Raw genomic sequence first — 18806 nt, 5'->3', positions numbered from 1 at the left:
GGCAAAATATTTATCGTTTCATGTAATTCAGACCAGACCAGACCAGACCAGACCAGACCAGACCAGACCAGACCAGACCAGACCAGACCAGACCAGACCAGACCAGACAAGCACAACACTTCCTAATCGTAATTGTTGCTTAATATCCTCAACTTTTTCTTCCAGCGTTTTCTCATCTTTACCATAATCCGTTCCTTCTCGTAACACAAAGCTTTCAATCAAATTATTTAAAGTATCTGCTGCTAGCTGTTGCCATCGAATGATCATAAATTACGGCTCCAGATGTGGGGTTAACCAATCAGGTATGCGTTGCTCAAGCCACATTTTAGGCTGTTTTAATGTGCCACTAACAAACCCAACGTGACCACCATGTTCTGTCATTTGATACTCAATATTAGCTGGTAATTGGTTGATATCCGGTACAACTTCAGGCGCCATAAAAGGATCATCTTTTGCATGAATAATTAGTGTTGGCACACGGATATTCGGTAACCGAGGTAGAGCACTACATTGATGATAATAATCCGCTGCATCTTTAAAACCGTGTATTATAGCCGTGATGACATTATCAAAATCACGCAGCCGTTTTAGCTTTTTTAGTTGTAGCAAATTAAGCGGTAATGAACCTGGGTAGCGAATGAGTTTGCGTGTTGTATTACGTTTAAGGCCGTTTAGTAAATAACGCTCATAGAATTGTGAAATCCCTTTTTCTAAACGAATTGAACAAGGCTCTAACATTAAAGGGGCGGAAACAATGACTGCTGCATTAACATCAGCATATTGTCCGGTTTCTGCTAAATAGCAAGCTAACATATTACCACCAAGTGAGTAGCCAACCGCGGCAATTGGTACTTGACCGTAAATCGTTTTCTGCCATTTGAGGAAGTAGCGGGCATCGGTAATTTCACCGGAATGATAAATGCGTTTTTGTCGATTCGGTTCTCCACTACAGCCACGAAAATGCATAATTACACCAAGCCATCCTCGTCTTTTAGTCGCTTCTAACATGCCATGAGCATATGGGCTTCTAAAACTGCCTTCTAAGCCATGAAAAATGACCAGTCGAGGTTTATGCTTCGCAGATTGAGGATCTTCACTCCAAGCCAGATCAATAAAATCGCCATCAGGTAATTCTAGGCGTTGCCATAACGGTTTGATTTGTGGCTTTTTCCTCACAATACGCGGTAGTAGTGTTTGTAAATGAGGATTTTTAGCCCAATTTATTGGTTGAAAATTTTTACTCATAATTGTAAATCTAAATAATTAATTCTACATATATTCTGATAATATATTGTTATTTTTAATATGAAAAAAAGATTAATAATAGTTAATCAAAGGATCTTAAATGAGTTATGGGCTGATTTTTGCGTTATTTACTTTTTTATTCATTGTGGCGATTACTCCTGGGCCAAATAATTTATTATTTACGTCATCAGGTGCTCAGTATGGTTTGCGGCGTTCAATACCTTTAATGTTCGGCGTAATATTAGGTATCCAGAGTATTCTATTTATTTCTGCTGCTGGGCTTGCTGTTCTTTTACTGCTTTCGCCGGTGCTACAAATTATAATGAAAATCGTTGGGACTTTATATTTATTATGGCTTGCTTGGAAACTCGCTACATCCCACCATATGCAACTTAATACAGAGTCCAATGCTAAATCAATTAAATGGTATCAAGGGAGTTTATTACAATTCCTGAATCCCAAAGCATGGATAATGGGCTTAGGTGCGGTTAGTAGTTATAGTGTTGCTGATAACTACGCTAACTCGATTTTGATCATAAGTTTTGTTATGTTGATTGTCAATTTAATCGGAGGTTTTGCCTGGGTTGGTTTTGGTTCTTTAATCGGCATTCTGCTTCGTGGGCGTAATGCTTGGTTTATTTTTAATATTACAATGAGTATTTTTACACTCGCTTGTATCCCTTTTATTTGGTTGCATTAACTTAAATCGACATTTTTACTAGCGAACAAATAGGTAAAAATAAAACCGAATAAATAGGAAATCAGTAAGCCAGCAATATAGATAAGTATACCGCTAAGAATCCCGGTTGTAGATGTCATCAGTGGAATAGCAATTAATCCGGATGGGCCGAAAACCGAGTTGAGGCCAATTGGTTGACCCAACCAGGCAACTAATCCGATAAAAAAACCACCAGCGGCTCCGCCAAGACAAGCGGTTATAAAAGGTTTAATGCGCGGTAAAGTTACCCCATAGATTAAAGGTTCAGCAATACCTAATAAACCCGGGATAATTGCCCCCCGTATCTGATTACGTAAGCCAGAATTCTTGGCTGCTTTGATATAGAGCGCTAATGTTGCACCAATTTGACCACCACCAGCCATAGCCAGGATCGGGAAAAGAGGATTAAACCCTTGTGTTTCCATTAAAGCGAAATAAACCGGAATAAAACCTTGATGTACACCAAAAACAACAGCGATCAAAAATAGATCAGCTAATATAGCGGTAGCAAATGGATTGCCATTTAAGTGAATAAATAGCCAAGACATACCAATAAATAAATAGCTACCTATTGGCATAATAATCGTGTAAGTAATGGCGCCAACAATTAGCAATGTGATTGCTGAAGTCAGTATCATATCTAAATTGGCGGGAATAATTTTTCTGATTTGTCGTTCAATCCAGGCACCACAAATACAAGCAAGTAGAATACCAATAATATTACCTTGAGGATCAATGGTGTAATTGAAAAAGGCACTCATATTGGAGAAGAAGCCTGTTGTGGCGTGTGGATCGTAGCCCAGAATAAACAGTGACGCAATAATGGCACCATTAATCCCTGAACCACCAAAAACTTTTTGCGTATTGTAACCAATCAAGATCCCTAGAAAAGCATAAAGGCCTTTGCTAAAGACAGAGATATAAAGTATTAAATGAACAAGAAAAGTCTGTTGCGTTGCCTCAGTTGGCAGATCGGCTGGATAGTATATTTGTTTGACCAATGTTGTAAAGCCAAGTAATAAACCAACGGCAATAAAACCCGGTATGAGTGGGGTAAAGATAGTGGCAAAAGTGGATAAAAATTTATGAACGCCACTAGTTTGTTTCGTTTTTAATTGTTTTTTGTTGTCGGCGGCAATTTCTTGCAAATCATTATTAGTGGGTAATATTGTTTCTGTCTTAGAGCTGTCTGCTAATAATTGTTTCATCATGTCGCTAGCAGTTTGAGTATTACCTGGGCCTAATACAATTTGTAGTTGTTTATCACTGTCGATAATTCCTAACACACCGGGAATTTGTTTGAGACGATTTTTGTCAACTAATTGTATGTCATGCAACGTTATGCGTAAGCGTGTCATACAGTTGCCGTGCTGAATAATATTTTTAGCGCCGCCAATAGCCACCAGTATCTGACTTAACATTTCATTAGTTATTTTTGCCATGGTACTTTTCCTGTAAAACGATTATTGATAGCCAGTTTGCTGTTTTAAGGCGGCTCGAATAAAACCATCATTGTCAGCTAGTGTTTGTTTAGCTTGTTGGGCATTTAAGCCGATAAGGATCATAACGATAGCAGTTTTACAATGGTTATTACATGCAATAAGGGCTTGTTCTGCTGTTGTTCGATCACACTCTGTCGCAGCCATGACAATATGCTTTTGACGTTCAATAAGTTTAGCATTGGTTGCTTCTACATCTACCATCAGGTTACCGTATACTTTTCCAATCCGTATCATAGCACCTGTAGTGATCATATTAAGGACTAATTTTTGTGCCGTGCCGGCTTTCATTCGTGAGGAGCCAGTAATTACTTCAGGGCCGACAATCGGTATTATTGCGATATCTGCTATGTTGACCATTTCACTGTTAGGATTACAAGTAATGCAGGCAACGGTTGCGCCTGTCGTTTTAGCATAGTTCATCGCGCCCACTACATAAGGTGTGTGGCCACTTGCGGCGATACCAACTAAAACATCTTTTTGATTGAAATTAAAAGCTTTAAGATCATCAGCCCCAAACTGCGGATTATCTTTAGCGTTTTCTACCGCTTGAAGAATTGCTTGGTGTCCACCAGCAATTAGGCCGATTACCATGTCACGAGGGCTGCCATATGTTGGTGGACACTCACTTGCATCTAAAGTGCCTAAACGGCCTGAAGTGTCAGCACCGCTGTAAAACAATCTACCATTATGTTGAAAAGCATAGGCAACTTTTTCAATAACAAGCGCAATTTCAGTTAGTGTCTGCTCAACAGCAATCGGCACTTTTTTATCTTCCTGGTTAATGATTTTCAACATTTCTAAGGTTGATAATGTTACTAGCTGGGTTACGGCTTTCTGTTATCATTTTATTAAGATCTAATATCATCGAATGTTTCCTATATGTCATTTTGGGGAGATATTAAGGAATTATTTATTCTTTATATGTGTTATTGATCACAAAGCGATCTATTCTTATTTTATGGTTGTTACCTCAGTTAGCGTTAAATCAGCAGAAAATCGCAACCTTTATTTTTGAACAACCACAAGCGGTATTACTGCTTTCATCACAACAAATAGCGGAACAAATAGGTGTCAGTCAATCAGCAATTGTTAAATTTAGCCAGAAAGTTGGGGTCAAGGGATTTCCGGCTTCAAAACAGGCTATTAGTGAAGAGTTAGGACGTAAGCAAGTACTTACTGAGCAATAACATAAAGTTATTCATAGTCAGATTGCCAGTAACGATAGTTTGATGGTTATTGCACAGAAATTGGCGCAAGAAAAAATTGATTCGGTTACCGAAACAACTCGGCGAATTAATTATCAGATTTTTAACAAAGTTGCCACATTGGTCAATCATGCCCAAAGAGTACAAATTGTTGGCATTGGTGGGTCAGGATTAGTGGCAAAAGATCTCTATTATAAATTGCAAAAAATAGGTATTACTACTCTTGTTGATTTAGACCACCACGTTCAAATAACAACAGCGCTAACCCTTACTGCAAAAGATATTCAGATTGCTATTTCATTTAGTGGAAAGCGAAAAAATATTTGTGAAGCGGCAGCAATAGCTAAGTAGCAGGGAGCGAAAGTGATTGCCATTGTTGGTAATAAACAACAGACACCATTAGTGCAGTTAGCTGATTATGTATTGGAAAGTATTGCTGGTGAAAATGAATGGCGAAGTTCGTCAATTTCTTCTCGTGCCGCCCAAAATACGTTGACCGATTTGTTATTCTTGGAGCTATTACAAAAACGGGAGGTAAAAGCCCGTTCATTAATCATAAATGCCCGTTTAATGATCAACAAATTAGATGAATAGTGGCTGACGGCACGATGAGGCTAAGCGTAGCCTCATTAATGCCAGCTTCGCTTAGTTAAGTTTTATTATATTGTTAAAAAAATCTGTCTTGAATCTAATTATGCTGACATTCGAACTCTTTTATCATATTTTCCAGTGTTTCTTGCTGTGCTAGCCACTCAGTTTCGGTTTCCTTTAATGTCGATTTTGTTTCAGTTTGCTGTTTTAGGTAATTATTGAGTTCAGATTTACGATTGTGGCTATAAATATCACTATCAGCCAGTTTTTGTTCAATTTGAGCTAATTGATTAGATAGATTTGTGATCTTTTGTTCTAACATTGATAACTGTTTTCTAATTGGCTGCGTGCGTTGGCGGAATTCTGCCTAACGTCGTTTTTGTTCTTTACGATCTTGGGCAGTTAAGTTAGCTGATAGCATTTTATCTTGTAACTGTTCCTGACGAATTTGTTGGTGCTGTTGTTTATTCTGTTCGGTTAACCATTTTTGATCGTCGTCCAGATCACCCGCAAAAGGTTCAACCTGACCTTGATGAATGCGATAAAATTCATCTGTTGTTGAGCGCAGTAAATGGCGATCATGGGACACAACAATTAAGGCGCCATCAAGTACAATCAATGCTTCTGTTAATGCCTGTCGCATATCCAAATCTAGATGGTTAGTTGGCTCATCGAGCAGCAGAAGATTGGGTCGTTGTCAGACAATCAAGGCTAATACTAACCTCGCTTTTCCCCGCCGGAAAAATGCATGCATGGCTCATTTACTTTGTCGCCTTTAAAGCTAAAGCCACCAAGATAGTCGCGCAAATGTTGTTCAGTTTCTTGCGTAGCAAGGCGGAAAAGATGTTGTAATGGCGACTCATCCATGCGCAGATAATCTAATTGATGTTGTGCGAAATAACCGAGTTTAATGCCTTTCGCTAAGGAAATTTCCCCCTGTTGGGGTAATAGGTCACCAGCAAGTAACTTGATTAAGGTTGACTTACCTGCTCCGTTACGGCCGAGTAAACCAATTCTTGAGCCGGGAACCAGATTGAGTTTAATTGATTTTAAGATGACTTTATCGCCGTAGCCAGGGCTAACTTTTTCCATTTTAAGCAGGGGATTAGGTAAACAATCTGGTGCTCGAAACGAAAAGTGAAATGGGTTATCAATGTGGGCAGAGGCAACCAGTTCCATACGCTATAACATTTTGATCCGGCTCTGTGCCTGTTTAGCTTTTGTTGCTTTATAACGAAAACGATCAATATATTTTTTTAAATGGTTAACTTTTTCTTGTTGGTTTTCGTAAAGTGCTTGTTGTTGCGCCAGTTTTAGTCGCTCTTTGTTGCTCAAAGGAAGTATAATTACCGGTATCTTCGAATAAATTTTCTTGTTCGATATGCAGCACTTTGTCAATGATAGGATCGAGAAAATCTCTATCATGGGAAATCAGGATCAGAGTGCCAGTATAATTTTTTAAGCTATTTTTCTAACCAAATAACCGCGTCTAAATCTAAATGGTTAGTTGGTTCATCGAAATAATAGATCAGAACGACAAATTAAAGCTTGTGCCAGATTTAATCGCATCCGCCATCCGCCATCCGCCATCCGCCCGAAAAGGCGCTGACAGGTTCATCTATTTGTAATGGTGAAAAACCTAAACCATGTAATAAACTAGCAGCACGAGCACGAATACTCCAAGCATTGATAGCATCCAGTTGACCATGTATTAATGCAATAGCATGGCCATCATTTTTGTCATTTGCTAGTTGTAGTGGTTTTTCTAATTTGCGGTATTCGTGATCGCTATCAATCACATATTCAATGGCAGATTTTTTTAGTGCAGGTGTTTCTTGATTGACCCAAGCGAGAGCCCAAGTTGTTGGAAAAGTAATGCTTCCTGCTTCAGGTTGCATGTCACCTTTGATTAACGAAAATAGGGTCGATTTTCCACAGCCATTTTTGCCAATTAAGCTCACTTTTTTACCTGGTGTGATAGAAGCTGTCGCACTATTTAGTAAAACCCGAATACCACAGCGCATTTGTAGCTATGAAAATACAATCATATAAACCGTATCTTGATAATATATTAAATCATTTATAATTTTAAAGAATATAAATGGCCTTTGGTGTGTATGTTAACTAAAAATTGTGCTTCTGGCACACTTTTGAGGAGCTAATTATGTCGCTACCACCCAAGATTCTCATTATCTATGCACATCCTGAACCTACTGAATCTGTGGCGAATAAGATGCTCATTGAATATGTTCAGGATTTAGACAATGTTGTGATCCATGATTTATATGGCACTTATCCGGACTATTTTATTAATGCCAGTTATGAACGGAAGTTGCTTTGTCAGCATGAAATTATCATTTTTCAGCATCCGTTTTATACCTATAGTTGTCCATTTCTTTTGAAAGAGTGGTTTGATAGAGTACTAACGCGAAATTTTGTTTGTGAACAAAGTAAACAACTTAAAGGCAAATATTGGCGTTCGGTTATTACTACCGGAGAGCCTCAGGAAGCTTATCAATATGGTGGTTATAACCGTTTTCCGTTAACTGAATTGTTACGTCCTTTTGAACTTATTGCTTTAATGTGTGAAATGCAATGGTTATCACCGGTGATTATTTATATGGCAAGAAGGCAGTCGCTTGAAGACATGCAGGAGTGTGCAAAAGCCTATCGTGATTGGCTAAAATCACCCATGGAGCATGGAGGTTTATAATTATGGAAGAATTTAGTTCATTCCGTTCTATTATGATATTCCTGCTGGCAGGTGTCATTATGGTACCTATTGCCCAAAAAATTCGGCTAGGGGCGGTATTAGGATATTTATTAACTGGTATTGTCATTGGGCCATTTGTGCTGGGGTTTATCCGAAATGTTGATGAAATTATGCATTTCGCTGAATTAGGTGTGGTTTTTTTGATGTTTTTAATTGGACTGGGACTTAATCCAGTTAAATTATGGACATTAAGGCGTTCAATTTTTGTTGTTGGCACCGCTCAGGTGATCATAACAGCCGCACTATTTACCGGTTTACTGATTATTATTCATTTTTCTTGGCAAGCAGCACTAGTTGGTGGGCTAGGTTTAGCGATGTCATCAACGGCAATTGCCTTACAGATTATGCATGAAAGGAACATGAGTAATACAGAAAGTGGGCGATTGGGTTTTTCTGTCTTACTTTTTCAAGATATGGCAGTGATCCCGATATTGGCACTTATTCCATTTCTTGCCAGTGGAACGGCTGATAGCGATTGGTATCGAATTGGACTAAAAGTGGTTGCCTTTGTTGGTTTATGGGTAGGAGGGCGCTATTTATTACGGCCATTATTTCATCTGGTTGCTAAGTCCGGTATTCATGAAATATTTACTGCCGCTTCGTTGCTTGTCGTATTAGGTGCGGCTTTTTTTATGGAAAAACTCGGCTTTTCTATGGCGTTGGGCACATTTATGGCGGGTGTACTACTGGCTGATACTGAATTTCGTCATGAGCTGGAGATCACGATAGAACCTTTTAAAGGTTTGCTACTCGGTTTATTTTTTATTTCTGTTGGCATGTCGCTTAATTTAGCCATCCTTTGGTCACATTTATTAGAAATAGTCTTCGGTGTTGTGATCCTGGTAATATTAAAATTTGCTATTCTCTATATTTTAGGTTGGCTAGCGCGGGTGCGTCGTTCTTCACGCCTACTGTTTGCTGGCGTATTGAGTCAGGCTGGTGAATTTGCATTTATTATCTTTTCGACCGCTATTAATGTGAAAGTAATGAGTAACGAGCAAATGTCGCTGTTATTAGTTATCGTTACTTTATCTATGATGACAACGCCACCGACGATGCAGCTAATCAGCAAATTACTGACTCATTGGTACAATGTGCGTAATGAGCCGATTGAAAAACCTTTTGTTGAGGATACCGATCCACAAGTTATTTTGGTAGGGTTTGGACGTGTTGGCCAAGTTGTTGGTCGTTTATTAATGGCCAATAAAATTCGTATTACGGTATTAGAACAAAATGTCAGTACAATTTATACGATGCGACGCTATGGCTATAAAGTTTATTATGGCGATGCGCAAGATTTGCAATTACTGCGATCGGCCGGAGCGGCGAAAGCCAGCGTGATTGTTATTACCAGCGATAATCCGGAAGAAGTGATGGGGATAGTTCATTTATGTCAGGCTAATTTTCCCAATCTTCATATCATAGCAAGAGCACGAGGACGTTTTGAAGCGCATCAATTACGAGAAAATGGTGTGACCGATTTTTGTCGAGAGACATTTGTCAGTGCGCTTGAGATGGGTGAAAGGACATTGATAAATCTAGGTGTACATCCTCATCAGGCTCATCGAGCAAAACAGCATTTTCGTCGACTAGATGTTAAAATATTTAAAGAAAATTCGCCTAAAGCCGGTGAGGGTGAGATTGGCCAAGCGACTCGAATCAAAGAAGCGCGTAGAGAGCTTGAAGAATTGTTTGAAATAGAAATAACGCAAGAGCGTGGACAACCAAAAAGTTGGGATTAACATAAGATTAATTAACGAGAAAGTGAATGTCTGTAATACGTAAAAGATTCATTGCTGGCGCTGTTTGTCCTAAGTGCCAATCTCAAGATACGCTGATGCTTTGGCAAAAAAATGCATTTGATTACCTTGAATGTAAAAAGTGTCACTATAGGCAATCTCAGACAGTAGATGGATTTGATAGTCATATCAAAGATAAAAATTTGCAAATAGAAATTTTTACTTTGAAATAAAAATAATGTTTTTTATAAGTTTTAATACAGCTGTACTTTTTTTTTTGTACAATCGGAAAATTTTTTATCCACGACGTTGTAGGAGATGTAATGGAAAAAGTAGCGAAAGATTTAGTGGTGAGCCTGGCTTATAAAGTGAGAAAAGAAGATGATGTATTAGTTGATGAGTCGTTGGACACTGCGCCACTTGATTATTTGCATGGTCGTGGTTCTTTGATTTCAGGTTTAGAAAAGGCACTCGAAGGACGCAGTGTTGGTGAACATTTCGATATTGAGATCCAAGCTGATGACGCTTATGGTCAATATGATGAGAATTTAGTTCAACGTGTACCAAAAGATGTTTTTGTTGGTGTTGATGAGTTACAAGTTGGTATGCGTTTCTTAGCTGATACCGATATGGGCTCAGTACCGGTAGAAATTACCGGTATTGAAGGTGATGAGGTTATCGTTGATGGTAATCACATGTTAGCTGGTCAGAATTTAAAGTTTAATGTTAAAATTATCGCTATCCGGGAAGCTACTGAAGAAGAATTAGCGCACGGCCATGTTCATAGTGAGGATGGTCACGAGGGTGGTTGCTGTAATGGTGATAAAGGGTGTTCTCATGGACATGGTGGTTGTGGTTGTCATTAAGTTGGCATAATAATCACCTAGATTGAAATAAATCAGCGAGAAATAATAGGCTCGCTGATTTTTTGATTGCTTAATAGTGTGGTGGTGGAGTTTCTTCATTAATTGGCGCTAATGGTGATGATTGTGTGGCTTTTAATCGTTCAGTAACCAGTTGCATATGTTCTTTTAATTTAACAATTTCAAGTTGTTGTTCGACAACCACTTGATTAAGCGCTTCAATGGCTGATCTCTTGAAAAGATAATTTACTTTCCAAGTCTTCTAATCTTTCTTCATATTTTTTAAGTAAATCCACTTGAACCTCCTGTCGGGAGTGAAATACATAGATTGGATATTCGATATAATGCCTACTGATAAAGCCTTAGAGAAGTTTTTTCTATTATGATTTACCTGGTAATTTCTTTTTATTGGCCTGGTTTAACTATATTTAACCCCTTAACTTATTGTATTATCTCGCAGTTGATTAGCTAACACACTTTACTATGACTGATTAGGAATAATAAACATAATTGGAGAATTGAATGAAATCATTATTTAAAACAACTCTTTTAGTTACGTCTTTGTCTATGTTGCTAAATACCTCGCAAGTATTCGCTGCTGATGCAAATAAGAAATTTGATAATGAAGATCAGCGTAGCGCTTATGCATTAGGGGCTTCGCTGGGTCGTTACATGGATAATTCTTTAATGCAGCAAAAATCTATCGGTATTAATCTTGATAGGCAACAGCTTTTAGCTGGCGTACAGGATGCGTTTATTAATAAAAGTAAACTTGGTGATAAAGAAATAGAAACAACCTTAAAAGCACTTGAAAAAAAAATACAAACTGCAGCCCAGCTAAAAATGGAGGAAGAGAGTAAAAAGAATGGTAAATTGGGTGATGATTATCGAGCTAAATATCTTAAAGAAGAGAAAAGTGCAGTAAAAACAAAAAGTGGATTAATTTATAAAATTGAAAAACCAGGCCAAGGAGCAAAACCAACAGGTAAAGATACTGTAGTGGTAAATTACGAAGGTCGTTTAATTGATGGCTCAGTATTTGACAGTTCTTATAAGCGTAATGAACCGTTAACAATTGCGCTTGATTCAGTGATCCCTGGTTGGACCGAAGGTTTGCAACAATTGAAAAAAGGCGGCAAAATTCAACTGATTATTCCACCAGAATTATGTTACGGAAAATCTGCAGCAGCGGCAATTCCAGCAAATTCAACTTTGATCTTTAATGTTGAGTTATTAGATATCAAACCGGTTAAGAAATAATTGAGAGGCAAAAGAGGCAGAGTTAAACTTTGCCTTTGACTTTCTTATATATCAAGGATAGTCGAGATTTATTTATATTAATTTATGATGAGTGGCAATATAAATGCGGTAATAGAAATTGCGCATTATCAATAAATACATCGAATATAATTTAAAGTATTTTTATAAATGTTAATATTATTCAATTTGCTGAAAGTATTATTAGCAGGTTTTTTGTGATTTTTGTCTAAATTAATGATTAAGTTACTTTTTTGTTTATGTCCTGTGAGGCAGGCCAAAGGTCTGACACGAGATCCCTTGACGATCGGTCTTTGTGGTTTTAACGTCTTAGATTCTTTTACCGTAAGTTTAGCGTATTGATGATTGCTAAATAAATTGCACATTAATAATAAGATCGGTGTTTACTCACATAATCGTTTAATAAAGTTTCGTCAATATGTAGAAGATGGAGTCTGAATGTCTAACCTATTATATTCTAATGATAGCTGTGATAATGATTTACTGGATGATCAACCGTTTGATGGTGTTGATTACGCGATTTTGACATCTTATGAATCGATGGTTGACGGTTTGGCTATGTTAATTGGTGGGCATTGTGAAATTGTTCTTCATTCACTTGAAGATTTAAAATGTTCAGCGGTCAGAATAGCTAATGGTGAACATACAGGTCGTAAGATTGGTTCACCAATTACCGATTTAGCTTTACGTATGCTACATGATATGACCGATATTGATTCCAGTGTATCGAAAGCTTATTTTACGCGCGCAAAAAGTGGCGCTTTAATGAAATCAGTCACTATTGCTATCCGTAATCCCAAACGGCGAGTTATTGGTTTACTCTGTATTAATATGAATTTAGATATGCCATTTTCTGAGATAGTCAAAACATTTGTGCCGGAAAAAAACCATGAGGTTGCTTCCAACGTTAATTTTGCCTCTTGTGTTGATGATCTTGTTGCTCAGGCATTGGAATTTACCATAGAAGAAGTTAATGCTGATCGCAATGTGCCAAATAATATGAAAAACAGACAAGTCGTGCTCAATTTATATGAAAAAGGGATTTTTGATATTAAAGATGCGATTAATCAGGTTGCTGATCGTTTGAATATTTCTAAGCACACTGTTTATCTTTATATACGGCAGTTTAAAAGTGGTGAGTAAATAAATGGGGGCTTTTACTTTAAATAAGCCTTTGACTTATTGCCTATTAGTGACAGAGCCTGCTTATGGAACTCAGCAGTCCACTAATGCTTGGCAATTCGCGAATGCTTTGGTTATGGAAGGACATATACTAAAAACCGTTTTTTTCTATCAAGAAGGTGTTTATAATGGTAATCAATTAATTTCACCAGCTAGTGATGAATTTAATTTACTTATAGGATGGAAAACATTAGCACAGCAGACAGGATGTCAATTGAATGTCTGCGTTGCTGCTGCATTGCGACGGGGTATTATTGATGAAACTGAAGCCAAAAATAGTCACTTACCCGGTGCTAATCTGGATGAAGATTTTGTATTGATCGGGTTAGGTAGTTTGGCTGAGGCGGTGCTTGTCTGTGATCGCACAGTTCAATTTTGAGATAAATATGAAAAAAATAGCATTTGTATTTATGAAAATACCTCATGGAACTTCAAGTGGTCGTGAAGGATTAGATGCTTTGCTCGCCACTTCTGCATTAACTGAAAAGATTGGTGTTTTCTTTATTTCTGATGGTGTTTGCCAATTACTGGCCAAACAAAATCCCAGTAAACTCCTGGCGCGTGATTACATTTCAGCCTATAAATTACTGCCATTATATGATATTAATGCTTGTTATATTTGTCAGGAAGATCTTGAAGCAAGGGGATTCTCTGCTGACAGTAGCTTTATCCTACCGGCAACAGTTATTCCTGCTGACAGGCTTAGACGTAACTTAGCAGATTATGATGTAATTCTGACTTTCTAGTTAAACAGAAGACTAACATGCTATATACCATTTCTACTTCCCCTTATTATAGTGACTTTGATTCACTCATTAGCTTATTAACGGAGCAGGATGAGGTATTATTATTACAGGATGGGGTTTTGCTGGGACATAAAATCTCATCGGGTAATAAAGATAATAATTTTTTAATGCAATTAAAAGATAAAGGGATTCAAGTTTTTGCTTTACAAAATGATGTAGAAGCAAGAGGATTAATGCCATATATGTCATCTTATGTCCGTCAGATATCTTATGTTGATTTTGTGCAATTAACGGTAAAACATCCACAATATTTTGCTTGGTAATGGATGATCCTTTGTATATTTCTTGACACCTGCCTCTGTCAGCAATAGAATTTCGCGTCCTCGTGTTTTATCATGGCGATAAGCGAGGAAAATATCCGTGTTTACGAAGCAAAAACCAGGAGCTTTTTTAATGGCAACAATTAATCAGCTGGTTCGCAAACCACGTAGCTCGAAAGTTGTGAAAAGCAACGTTCCTGCACTGGAAGCTTGCCCGCAAAAACGTGGTGTATGTACTCGCGTATATACTACTACCCCTAAAAAACCTAACTCAGCATTGCGTAAAGTATGCCGTGTTCGTTTAACTAATGGTTATGAAGTGTCTTCTTACATTGGTGGTGAAGGCCATAACTTGCAGGAACACTCAGTAATCTTGATTCGTGGTGGTCGTGTTAAAGACTTACCAGGTGTGCGTTATCACACTGTCCGCGGTGCACTGGACTGTTCTGGTGTAAAAGATCGTAAACAAGGTCGTTCTAAATACGGCGCTAAGAGGCCGAAGGCTTAATGGTTCTCCGTTAAGTAAGGCCAAACATTTAATTTTTTTAATGTCAAAATAAACTCATAGAGTTTTGGACAACCCTGAATTTAAAAACGGAGTATATCCATGCCACGTCGTCGTGTAATTGGTCAACGTAAAATTCTACCAGATCCAAAGTTTGGATCAGAATTATTGGCTAAATTTATTAATATTTTGATGGTAGATGGTAAAAAATCTACTGCAGAAGCAATTGTATATAGTGCGCTTGAGGCCCTGGCTCAACGTGCTGGAAAAGATCATTTAGAAGCCTTTGAAATAGCTCTGGACAATGTTCGTCCAACAGTGGAAGTTAAATCACGCCGTGTTGGTGGTTCAACTTACCAGGTTCCTGTTGAAGTTCGTCCTGTCCGTCGTAATGCATTAGCAATGCGTTGGATTGTTGAAGCTGCTCGTAAACGCGGTGATAAATCGATGGCTTTGCGCTTAGCAAACGAATTATCTGATGCGGCTGAAAATAAAGGCACTGCTGTTAAAAAACGTGAAGATGTTCATCGTATGGCAGAAGCTAACAAGGCGTTTGCACACTATCGTTGGTAGCATTCGCTAGTTATGTTTCGTAAGGGTAGCATGGTGTTACCCTTGTACGAACTGAACGGTCACGAGAGAGGAAAAAATGGCTCGTAAAACTCCCATTACGCGTTATCGCAACATTGGTATTAGTGCCCATATTGATGCTGGTAAGACCACAACAACTGAACGTATCCTATTTTATACTGGCGTGAGCCATAAAATTGGTGAAGTTCATGATGGCGCAGCAACGATGGACTGGATGGAGCAGGAGCAAGAGCGTGGTATTACTATCACTTCAGCTGCAACTACTGCTTTCTGGTCTGGTATGGGTAAACAGTTTGACGAACACCGTATCAACATCATTGACACCCCAGGACACGTTGACTTCACTATTGAAGTAGAACGTTCTATGCGTGTTCTTGATGGTGCGGTAATGGTTTATTGTGCAGTTGGTGGTGTTCAACCACAATCTGAAACAGTTTGGCGTCAGGCAAATAAGTATCAAGTACCCCGTATCGCATTTGTTAATAAAATGGATCGTATGGGTGCAAATTTCTTGCGTGTTGTTGAACAGATTGAGTCACGTCTGGCAGCAATACCAGTTCCACTTCAGTTACCTATTGGCGCTGAAGAGTCATTCACTGGTGTCATCGATTTAGTTAAAATGAAAGCAATCCAGTGGAATGATAGTGATCAAGGCGTCACTTTCGTTTATGAAGATATTCCAGCAAACTTACAAGCTCAAGCTGAAGAGTGGCATGGTAAGCTGATTGAAGCTGCGGCTGAAGCATCAGATGAATTGATGGAAAAATATTTTGGTGGCGAAGAGCTGTCTGAAGAAGAGATCAAACAAGCATTGCGTAAGCGCGTATTGAATAATGAAATTATTTTGGTTACGTGCGGTTCAGCCTTTAAAAATAAAGGTGTGCAAGCAATGTTGGATGCGGTTATTGAATATTTACCCGAACCGACTGATATTCCGGCAATTAATGGTGTTTTAACCGATGGTAAAAATACACCAGCAGAACGCCATGCAAGTGATGATGAGCCTTTTTCAGCATTGGCATTCAAAATTGCAACTGATCCATTTGTTGGTAATTTGACTTTCTTCCGGGTTTACTCTGGTGTAGTTAATTCAGGGGATACCGTTCTTAACCCAGTTAAAGATAAAAAAGAGCGTTTTGGCCGTATCGTTCAGATGCATGCTAATAAACGTGAAGAAATTAAAGAAGTCCGAGCGGGTGACATTGCTGCCGCTATCGGCCTCAAAGATGTGACTACCGGTGATACGCTATGTGCTATGGATGCGCCGATTATTTTGGAGCGTATGGAATTTCCACAGCCTGTTATCTCGGTTGCTATTGAACCTAAAACTAAAGCCGACCAAGAAAAAATGGGTATTGCTTTAGGTCGTTTGGCTCAAGAAGATCCATCCTTCCGCGTGTCAACAGATGAAGAATCTGGTCAGACAATTATTGCTGGTATGGGTGAGTTGCATCTGGAAGTATTGGTTGACCGTATGCGTCGTGAATTTAAAGTTGAAGCGAACGTTGGTAAACCACAAGTAGCATACCGTGAGACTATTCGTAAGCCTGTTGAGCAGGAAGGTAAGTTTGTTCGTCAGTCTGGTGGTCGTGGTCAATTTGGTCATGTATGGATACGCGTTGAACCTTTGGAAGCAGGCCATGAAATTGGTTATGAATTCCACAACGAAATCGTTGGTGGCGTTGTACCTAAAGAGTACATACCTGCGGTGGATAAAGGCGTTCAAGAACAGATGAAAAATGGTGTTCTGGCGGGCTACCCCATTGTTGATGTCAAAGTGGCATTGTATGATGGTTCCTATCATGAGGTTGATTCCTCGGAAATGGCATTCAAAATTGCAGGTTCTATGGCTTTCAAAGAAGGTTTCATGAAAGCAGGTCCAGTTTTACTGGAGCCAATCATGAAAGTTGAAGTTGAAACGCCTGAAGACTTATATGGGTGACGTAATTGGTGACCTGAACCGTCGTCGTGGTATGATTGAAGGTATGGAAGATACAGCAACTGGTAAGACAGTTCGTGCTCAAGCACCATTATCAGAAATGTTTGGTTATGCCACAGATCTGCGTTCACAAACTCAAGGTCGTGCTTCTTACTCAATGGAATTTTTGAAGTACAATGAAGCACCAACCAATGTTGCTCAAGCAATTATTGAAGCTCGTAAAGCTAAGTAATTGGCTTTCGGTTTAACTATTTAATCTGGTTCTCTCCTATTGTTTGAGAGAACTCTATAAGGAATAGAGTCGTGTCTAAAGAAAAATTTGAACGTAAAAACCCGCACGTTAACGTTGGTACAATCGGCCACGTTGACCATGGTAAAACAACTTTAACTGCAGCAATCACCACCGTATTAGCGAAAACTTATGGCGGTAGTGCACGTGCATTTGATCAAATTGATAATGCACCGGAAGAAAAAGCGCGCGGTATCACAATTTCTACCTCTCACGTAGAATATGATACGCCAATCCGCCATTATGCCCACGTTGATTGTCCAGGCCACGCAGATTATGTAAAAAACATGATCACCGGTGCGGCACAAATGGACGGCGCAATTTTAGTGGTTGCGGCAACCGATGGTCCAATGCCACAAACACGTGAACATATCCTATTAGGTCGCCAGGTAGGTGTTCCTTACATCATCGTTTTCCTGAACAAGTGTGATATGGTTGATGATGAAGAGTTGCTGGAACTGGTTGAAATGGAAGTGCGTGAGCTTCTTTCTCAGTATGATTTCCCAGGAGACGACACGCCGGTAATCAAAGGTTCAGCGTTGAAGGCGCTGGAAGGCGTTGCTGAGTGGGAAGAGAAAATTCTAGAGTTAGCGAAAGTATTAGATGACTACATTCCAGCGCCAGAACGTGCGATAGATAAACCGTTCTTGTTGCCAATCGAAGACGTATTTTCAATCTCAGGCCGTGGAACCGTAGTAACAGGCCGTGTAGAGCGTGGTGTAGTTAAGGTTGGTGAAGAAGTTGAAATCGTTGGAATTAAAGAGACGGCCAAAACGACGTGTACGGGCGTAGAAATGTTCCGCAAACTGCTGGACGAAGGTCGTGCAGGTGAGAACGTAGGTGTATTATTACGTGGTACCAAGCGTGAAGATGTAGAGCGTGGTCAAGTATTAGCAAAACCAGGTTCAATCAATCCGCATACTCAATTTGAATCAGAAGTATATATTTTGAGCAAAGATGAGGGCGGTCGCCACACGCCATTCTTTAAAGGTTACCGTCCACAGTTTTATTTTAGAACGACGGATGTAACGGGCACAATCGAGTTGCCAGAAGGCGTAGAGATGGTAATGCCAGGTGATAATATCAACATGAAAGTGACGTTGATAGCGCCAATCGCGATGGATGAAGGATTGCGTTTTGCGATTCGTGAAGGTGGCCGTACAGTCGGTGCCGGTGTCGTTGCTAAAATTATTGCTTAATCTTTAGAGCAATAATTGTGAAAAGGGCATCATCTGGTGCCTTTTTTATACTAGCTTGGATAATTTAAGAACCTATCTCATCAATAGTTTATATGGTAGTTTAATTATTGGTGAGATAGGC

General features: G+C 39.0%; 16 protein-coding genes and 5 pseudogenes. 15 read left to right on the top strand and 6 right to left on the bottom strand.

The features are described 5' to 3' along the window. Positions 1-27 precede the first annotated feature (27 nt). The gene (locus AC01GB_RS03980; RefSeq protein WP_474450606.1) at positions 28-267 is read right to left on the bottom strand and encodes a YheU family protein; all 240 of its coding nucleotides are present in this window, start codon (positions 265-267) and stop codon (positions 28-30) included. 3 nt (positions 268-270) lie between these two features. Continuing rightward, positions 271-1245 (bottom strand): hydrolase, encoded by a 975-nt coding sequence (locus tag AC01GB_RS03975; RefSeq protein ID WP_474450604.1) that lies wholly within the window; start codon positions 1243-1245, stop codon positions 271-273. Positions 1246-1345: 100 nt separating this feature from the next. Between AC01GB_RS03975 and AC01GB_RS03970 the strand changes: the two genes are divergently transcribed. Next, positions 1346-1945: a LysE family translocator gene (locus AC01GB_RS03970; RefSeq protein WP_474450601.1), complete on the top strand. Its 600-nt coding sequence runs from the start codon at positions 1346-1348 to the stop codon at positions 1943-1945. Here the strand turns inward: AC01GB_RS03970 and murP are convergent. Beyond that, positions 1942-3405, bottom strand: coding sequence for a PTS N-acetylmuramic acid transporter subunit IIBC (gene murP / locus AC01GB_RS03965; protein ID WP_474450599.1), 1464 nt, complete (start codon positions 3403-3405; stop codon positions 1942-1944). The two genes, AC01GB_RS03970 and murP, sit on opposite strands and share 4 nt — an antisense overlap. Before the next feature lie 21 nt (positions 3406-3426). Continuing rightward, positions 3427-4330, bottom strand: a pseudogene (gene murQ / locus AC01GB_RS03960) (N-acetylmuramic acid 6-phosphate etherase). 58 nt (positions 4331-4388) lie between these two features. Here murQ and AC01GB_RS03955 point away from each other — a divergent pair. Beyond that, a pseudogene (locus AC01GB_RS03955) lies at positions 4389-5264 on the top strand (SIS domain-containing protein). 94 nt (positions 5265-5358) lie between these two features. Here the strand turns inward: AC01GB_RS03955 and AC01GB_RS03950 are convergent. Next, positions 5359-7285, bottom strand: a pseudogene (locus tag AC01GB_RS03950) (ABC transporter ATP-binding protein). Positions 7286-7425: 140 nt separating this feature from the next. On the opposite strand from AC01GB_RS03950, the gene kefG reads away from it, so the two are divergent. From kefG to slyD, 4 genes are all read left to right on the top strand, one after another. Continuing rightward, on the top strand, positions 7426-7974 hold the full coding sequence (gene kefG / locus AC01GB_RS03945) for a glutathione-regulated potassium-efflux system ancillary protein KefG (RefSeq protein ID WP_474450597.1): 549 nt from the start codon (positions 7426-7428) through the stop codon (positions 7972-7974). Between the two features lie 2 nt (positions 7975-7976). Beyond that, complete coding sequence (kefB, locus tag AC01GB_RS03940; RefSeq protein ID WP_474450595.1) at positions 7977-9776, top strand: glutathione-regulated potassium-efflux system protein KefB; 1800 nt, start codon at positions 7977-7979, stop codon at positions 9774-9776. A 26-nt stretch (positions 9777-9802) separates the two neighbouring features. Next, on the top strand, positions 9803-10006 hold the full coding sequence (locus tag AC01GB_RS03935; RefSeq protein WP_474450593.1) for a YheV family putative zinc ribbon protein: 204 nt from the start codon (positions 9803-9805) through the stop codon (positions 10004-10006). Between the two features lie 90 nt (positions 10007-10096). Further along, positions 10097-10639 carry a peptidylprolyl isomerase gene (slyD, locus tag AC01GB_RS03930; RefSeq protein WP_474450591.1) on the top strand — a complete coding sequence of 181 codons (543 nt, stop codon included), beginning with the start codon at positions 10097-10099 and terminating at the stop codon, positions 10637-10639. A 70-nt stretch (positions 10640-10709) separates the two neighbouring features. On the opposite strand, the pseudogene AC01GB_RS03925 reads toward slyD, so the two are convergent. Next, positions 10710-10932: pseudogene (locus AC01GB_RS03925) on the bottom strand (SlyX family protein). Positions 10933-11158: 226 nt separating this feature from the next. Between AC01GB_RS03925 and fkpA the strand changes: the two are divergent. The 9 genes and pseudogenes from fkpA (at position 11159) to tuf (ending at position 18685) form a co-directional block, all read left to right on the top strand. Beyond that, the gene (fkpA, locus tag AC01GB_RS03920) at positions 11159-11896 is read left to right on the top strand and encodes an FKBP-type peptidyl-prolyl cis-trans isomerase (RefSeq protein ID WP_474450589.1); all 738 of its coding nucleotides are present in this window, start codon (positions 11159-11161) and stop codon (positions 11894-11896) included. Positions 11897-12352: 456 nt separating this feature from the next. Continuing rightward, a complete protein-coding gene (locus AC01GB_RS03915; protein WP_032116377.1) occupies positions 12353-13057 on the top strand; it encodes a helix-turn-helix transcriptional regulator in 705 nt (234 codons plus the stop codon). 4 nt (positions 13058-13061) lie between these two features. Then, on the top strand, positions 13062-13475 hold the full coding sequence (gene tusD / locus AC01GB_RS03910) for a sulfurtransferase complex subunit TusD (protein WP_474450587.1): 414 nt from the start codon (positions 13062-13064) through the stop codon (positions 13473-13475). Between the two features lie 7 nt (positions 13476-13482). After that, a complete protein-coding gene (gene tusC, locus AC01GB_RS03905) occupies positions 13483-13842 on the top strand; it encodes a sulfurtransferase complex subunit TusC (protein WP_474450585.1) in 360 nt (119 codons plus the stop codon). 17 nt (positions 13843-13859) lie between these two features. Further along, positions 13860-14165, top strand: a complete 306-nt coding sequence (tusB, locus tag AC01GB_RS03900; RefSeq protein ID WP_310510197.1) for a sulfurtransferase complex subunit TusB — start codon at positions 13860-13862, stop codon at positions 14163-14165. Between the two features lie 130 nt (positions 14166-14295). Then, positions 14296-14670 (top strand): 30S ribosomal protein S12, encoded by a 375-nt coding sequence (rpsL, locus tag AC01GB_RS03895; protein ID WP_119711948.1) that lies wholly within the window; start codon positions 14296-14298, stop codon positions 14668-14670. Between the two features lie 99 nt (positions 14671-14769). Beyond that, the gene (rpsG, locus tag AC01GB_RS03890; RefSeq protein WP_026822991.1) at positions 14770-15240 is read left to right on the top strand and encodes a 30S ribosomal protein S7; all 471 of its coding nucleotides are present in this window, start codon (positions 14770-14772) and stop codon (positions 15238-15240) included. A 76-nt stretch (positions 15241-15316) separates the two neighbouring features. Further along, positions 15317-17429 (top strand): annotated as a pseudogene (gene fusA / locus AC01GB_RS03885) (elongation factor G). A 71-nt stretch (positions 17430-17500) separates the two neighbouring features. After that, a complete protein-coding gene (tuf, locus tag AC01GB_RS03880; RefSeq protein WP_474450583.1) occupies positions 17501-18685 on the top strand; it encodes an elongation factor Tu in 1185 nt (394 codons plus the stop codon). The last annotated feature ends 121 nt before the right edge of the window (positions 18686-18806 follow it).

The organism is Candidatus Arsenophonus phytopathogenicus, from assembly GCF_056113345.1.
The sequence above is the reverse complement of the archived record's forward strand: the minus strand, read 5'-3'. Positions and strand labels throughout refer to the sequence as shown.

What these genes read in the sequence shown, in the direction of transcription:
- AC01GB_RS03980 (WP_474450606.1), bottom strand. Translation starts at nt 267, where the DNA reads ATGATCATTCGATGGCAACAGCTAGCAGCAGATACTTTAAATAATTTG.
- AC01GB_RS03975 (WP_474450604.1), bottom strand. Translation starts at nt 1,245, where the DNA reads ATGAGTAAAAATTTTCAACCAATAAATTGGGCTAAAAATCCTCATTTA.
- AC01GB_RS03970 (WP_474450601.1), top strand. Translation starts at nt 1,346, where the DNA reads ATGAGTTATGGGCTGATTTTTGCGTTATTTACTTTTTTATTCATTGTG.
- murP (WP_474450599.1), bottom strand. Translation starts at nt 3,405, where the DNA reads ATGGCAAAAATAACTAATGAAATGTTAAGTCAGATACTGGTGGCTATT.
- kefG (WP_474450597.1), top strand. Translation starts at nt 7,426, where the DNA reads ATGTCGCTACCACCCAAGATTCTCATTATCTATGCACATCCTGAACCT.
- kefB (WP_474450595.1), top strand. Translation starts at nt 7,977, where the DNA reads ATGGAAGAATTTAGTTCATTCCGTTCTATTATGATATTCCTGCTGGCA.
- AC01GB_RS03935 (WP_474450593.1), top strand. Translation starts at nt 9,803, where the DNA reads ATGTCTGTAATACGTAAAAGATTCATTGCTGGCGCTGTTTGTCCTAAG.
- slyD (WP_474450591.1), top strand. Translation starts at nt 10,097, where the DNA reads ATGGAAAAAGTAGCGAAAGATTTAGTGGTGAGCCTGGCTTATAAAGTG.
- fkpA (WP_474450589.1), top strand. Translation starts at nt 11,159, where the DNA reads ATGAAATCATTATTTAAAACAACTCTTTTAGTTACGTCTTTGTCTATG.
- AC01GB_RS03915 (WP_032116377.1), top strand. Translation starts at nt 12,353, where the DNA reads ATGTCTAACCTATTATATTCTAATGATAGCTGTGATAATGATTTACTG.
- tusD (WP_474450587.1), top strand. Translation starts at nt 13,062, where the DNA reads ATGGGGGCTTTTACTTTAAATAAGCCTTTGACTTATTGCCTATTAGTG.
- tusC (WP_474450585.1), top strand. Translation starts at nt 13,483, where the DNA reads ATGAAAAAAATAGCATTTGTATTTATGAAAATACCTCATGGAACTTCA.
- tusB (WP_310510197.1), top strand. Translation starts at nt 13,860, where the DNA reads ATGCTATATACCATTTCTACTTCCCCTTATTATAGTGACTTTGATTCA.
- rpsL (WP_119711948.1), top strand. Translation starts at nt 14,296, where the DNA reads ATGGCAACAATTAATCAGCTGGTTCGCAAACCACGTAGCTCGAAAGTT.
- rpsG (WP_026822991.1), top strand. Translation starts at nt 14,770, where the DNA reads ATGCCACGTCGTCGTGTAATTGGTCAACGTAAAATTCTACCAGATCCA.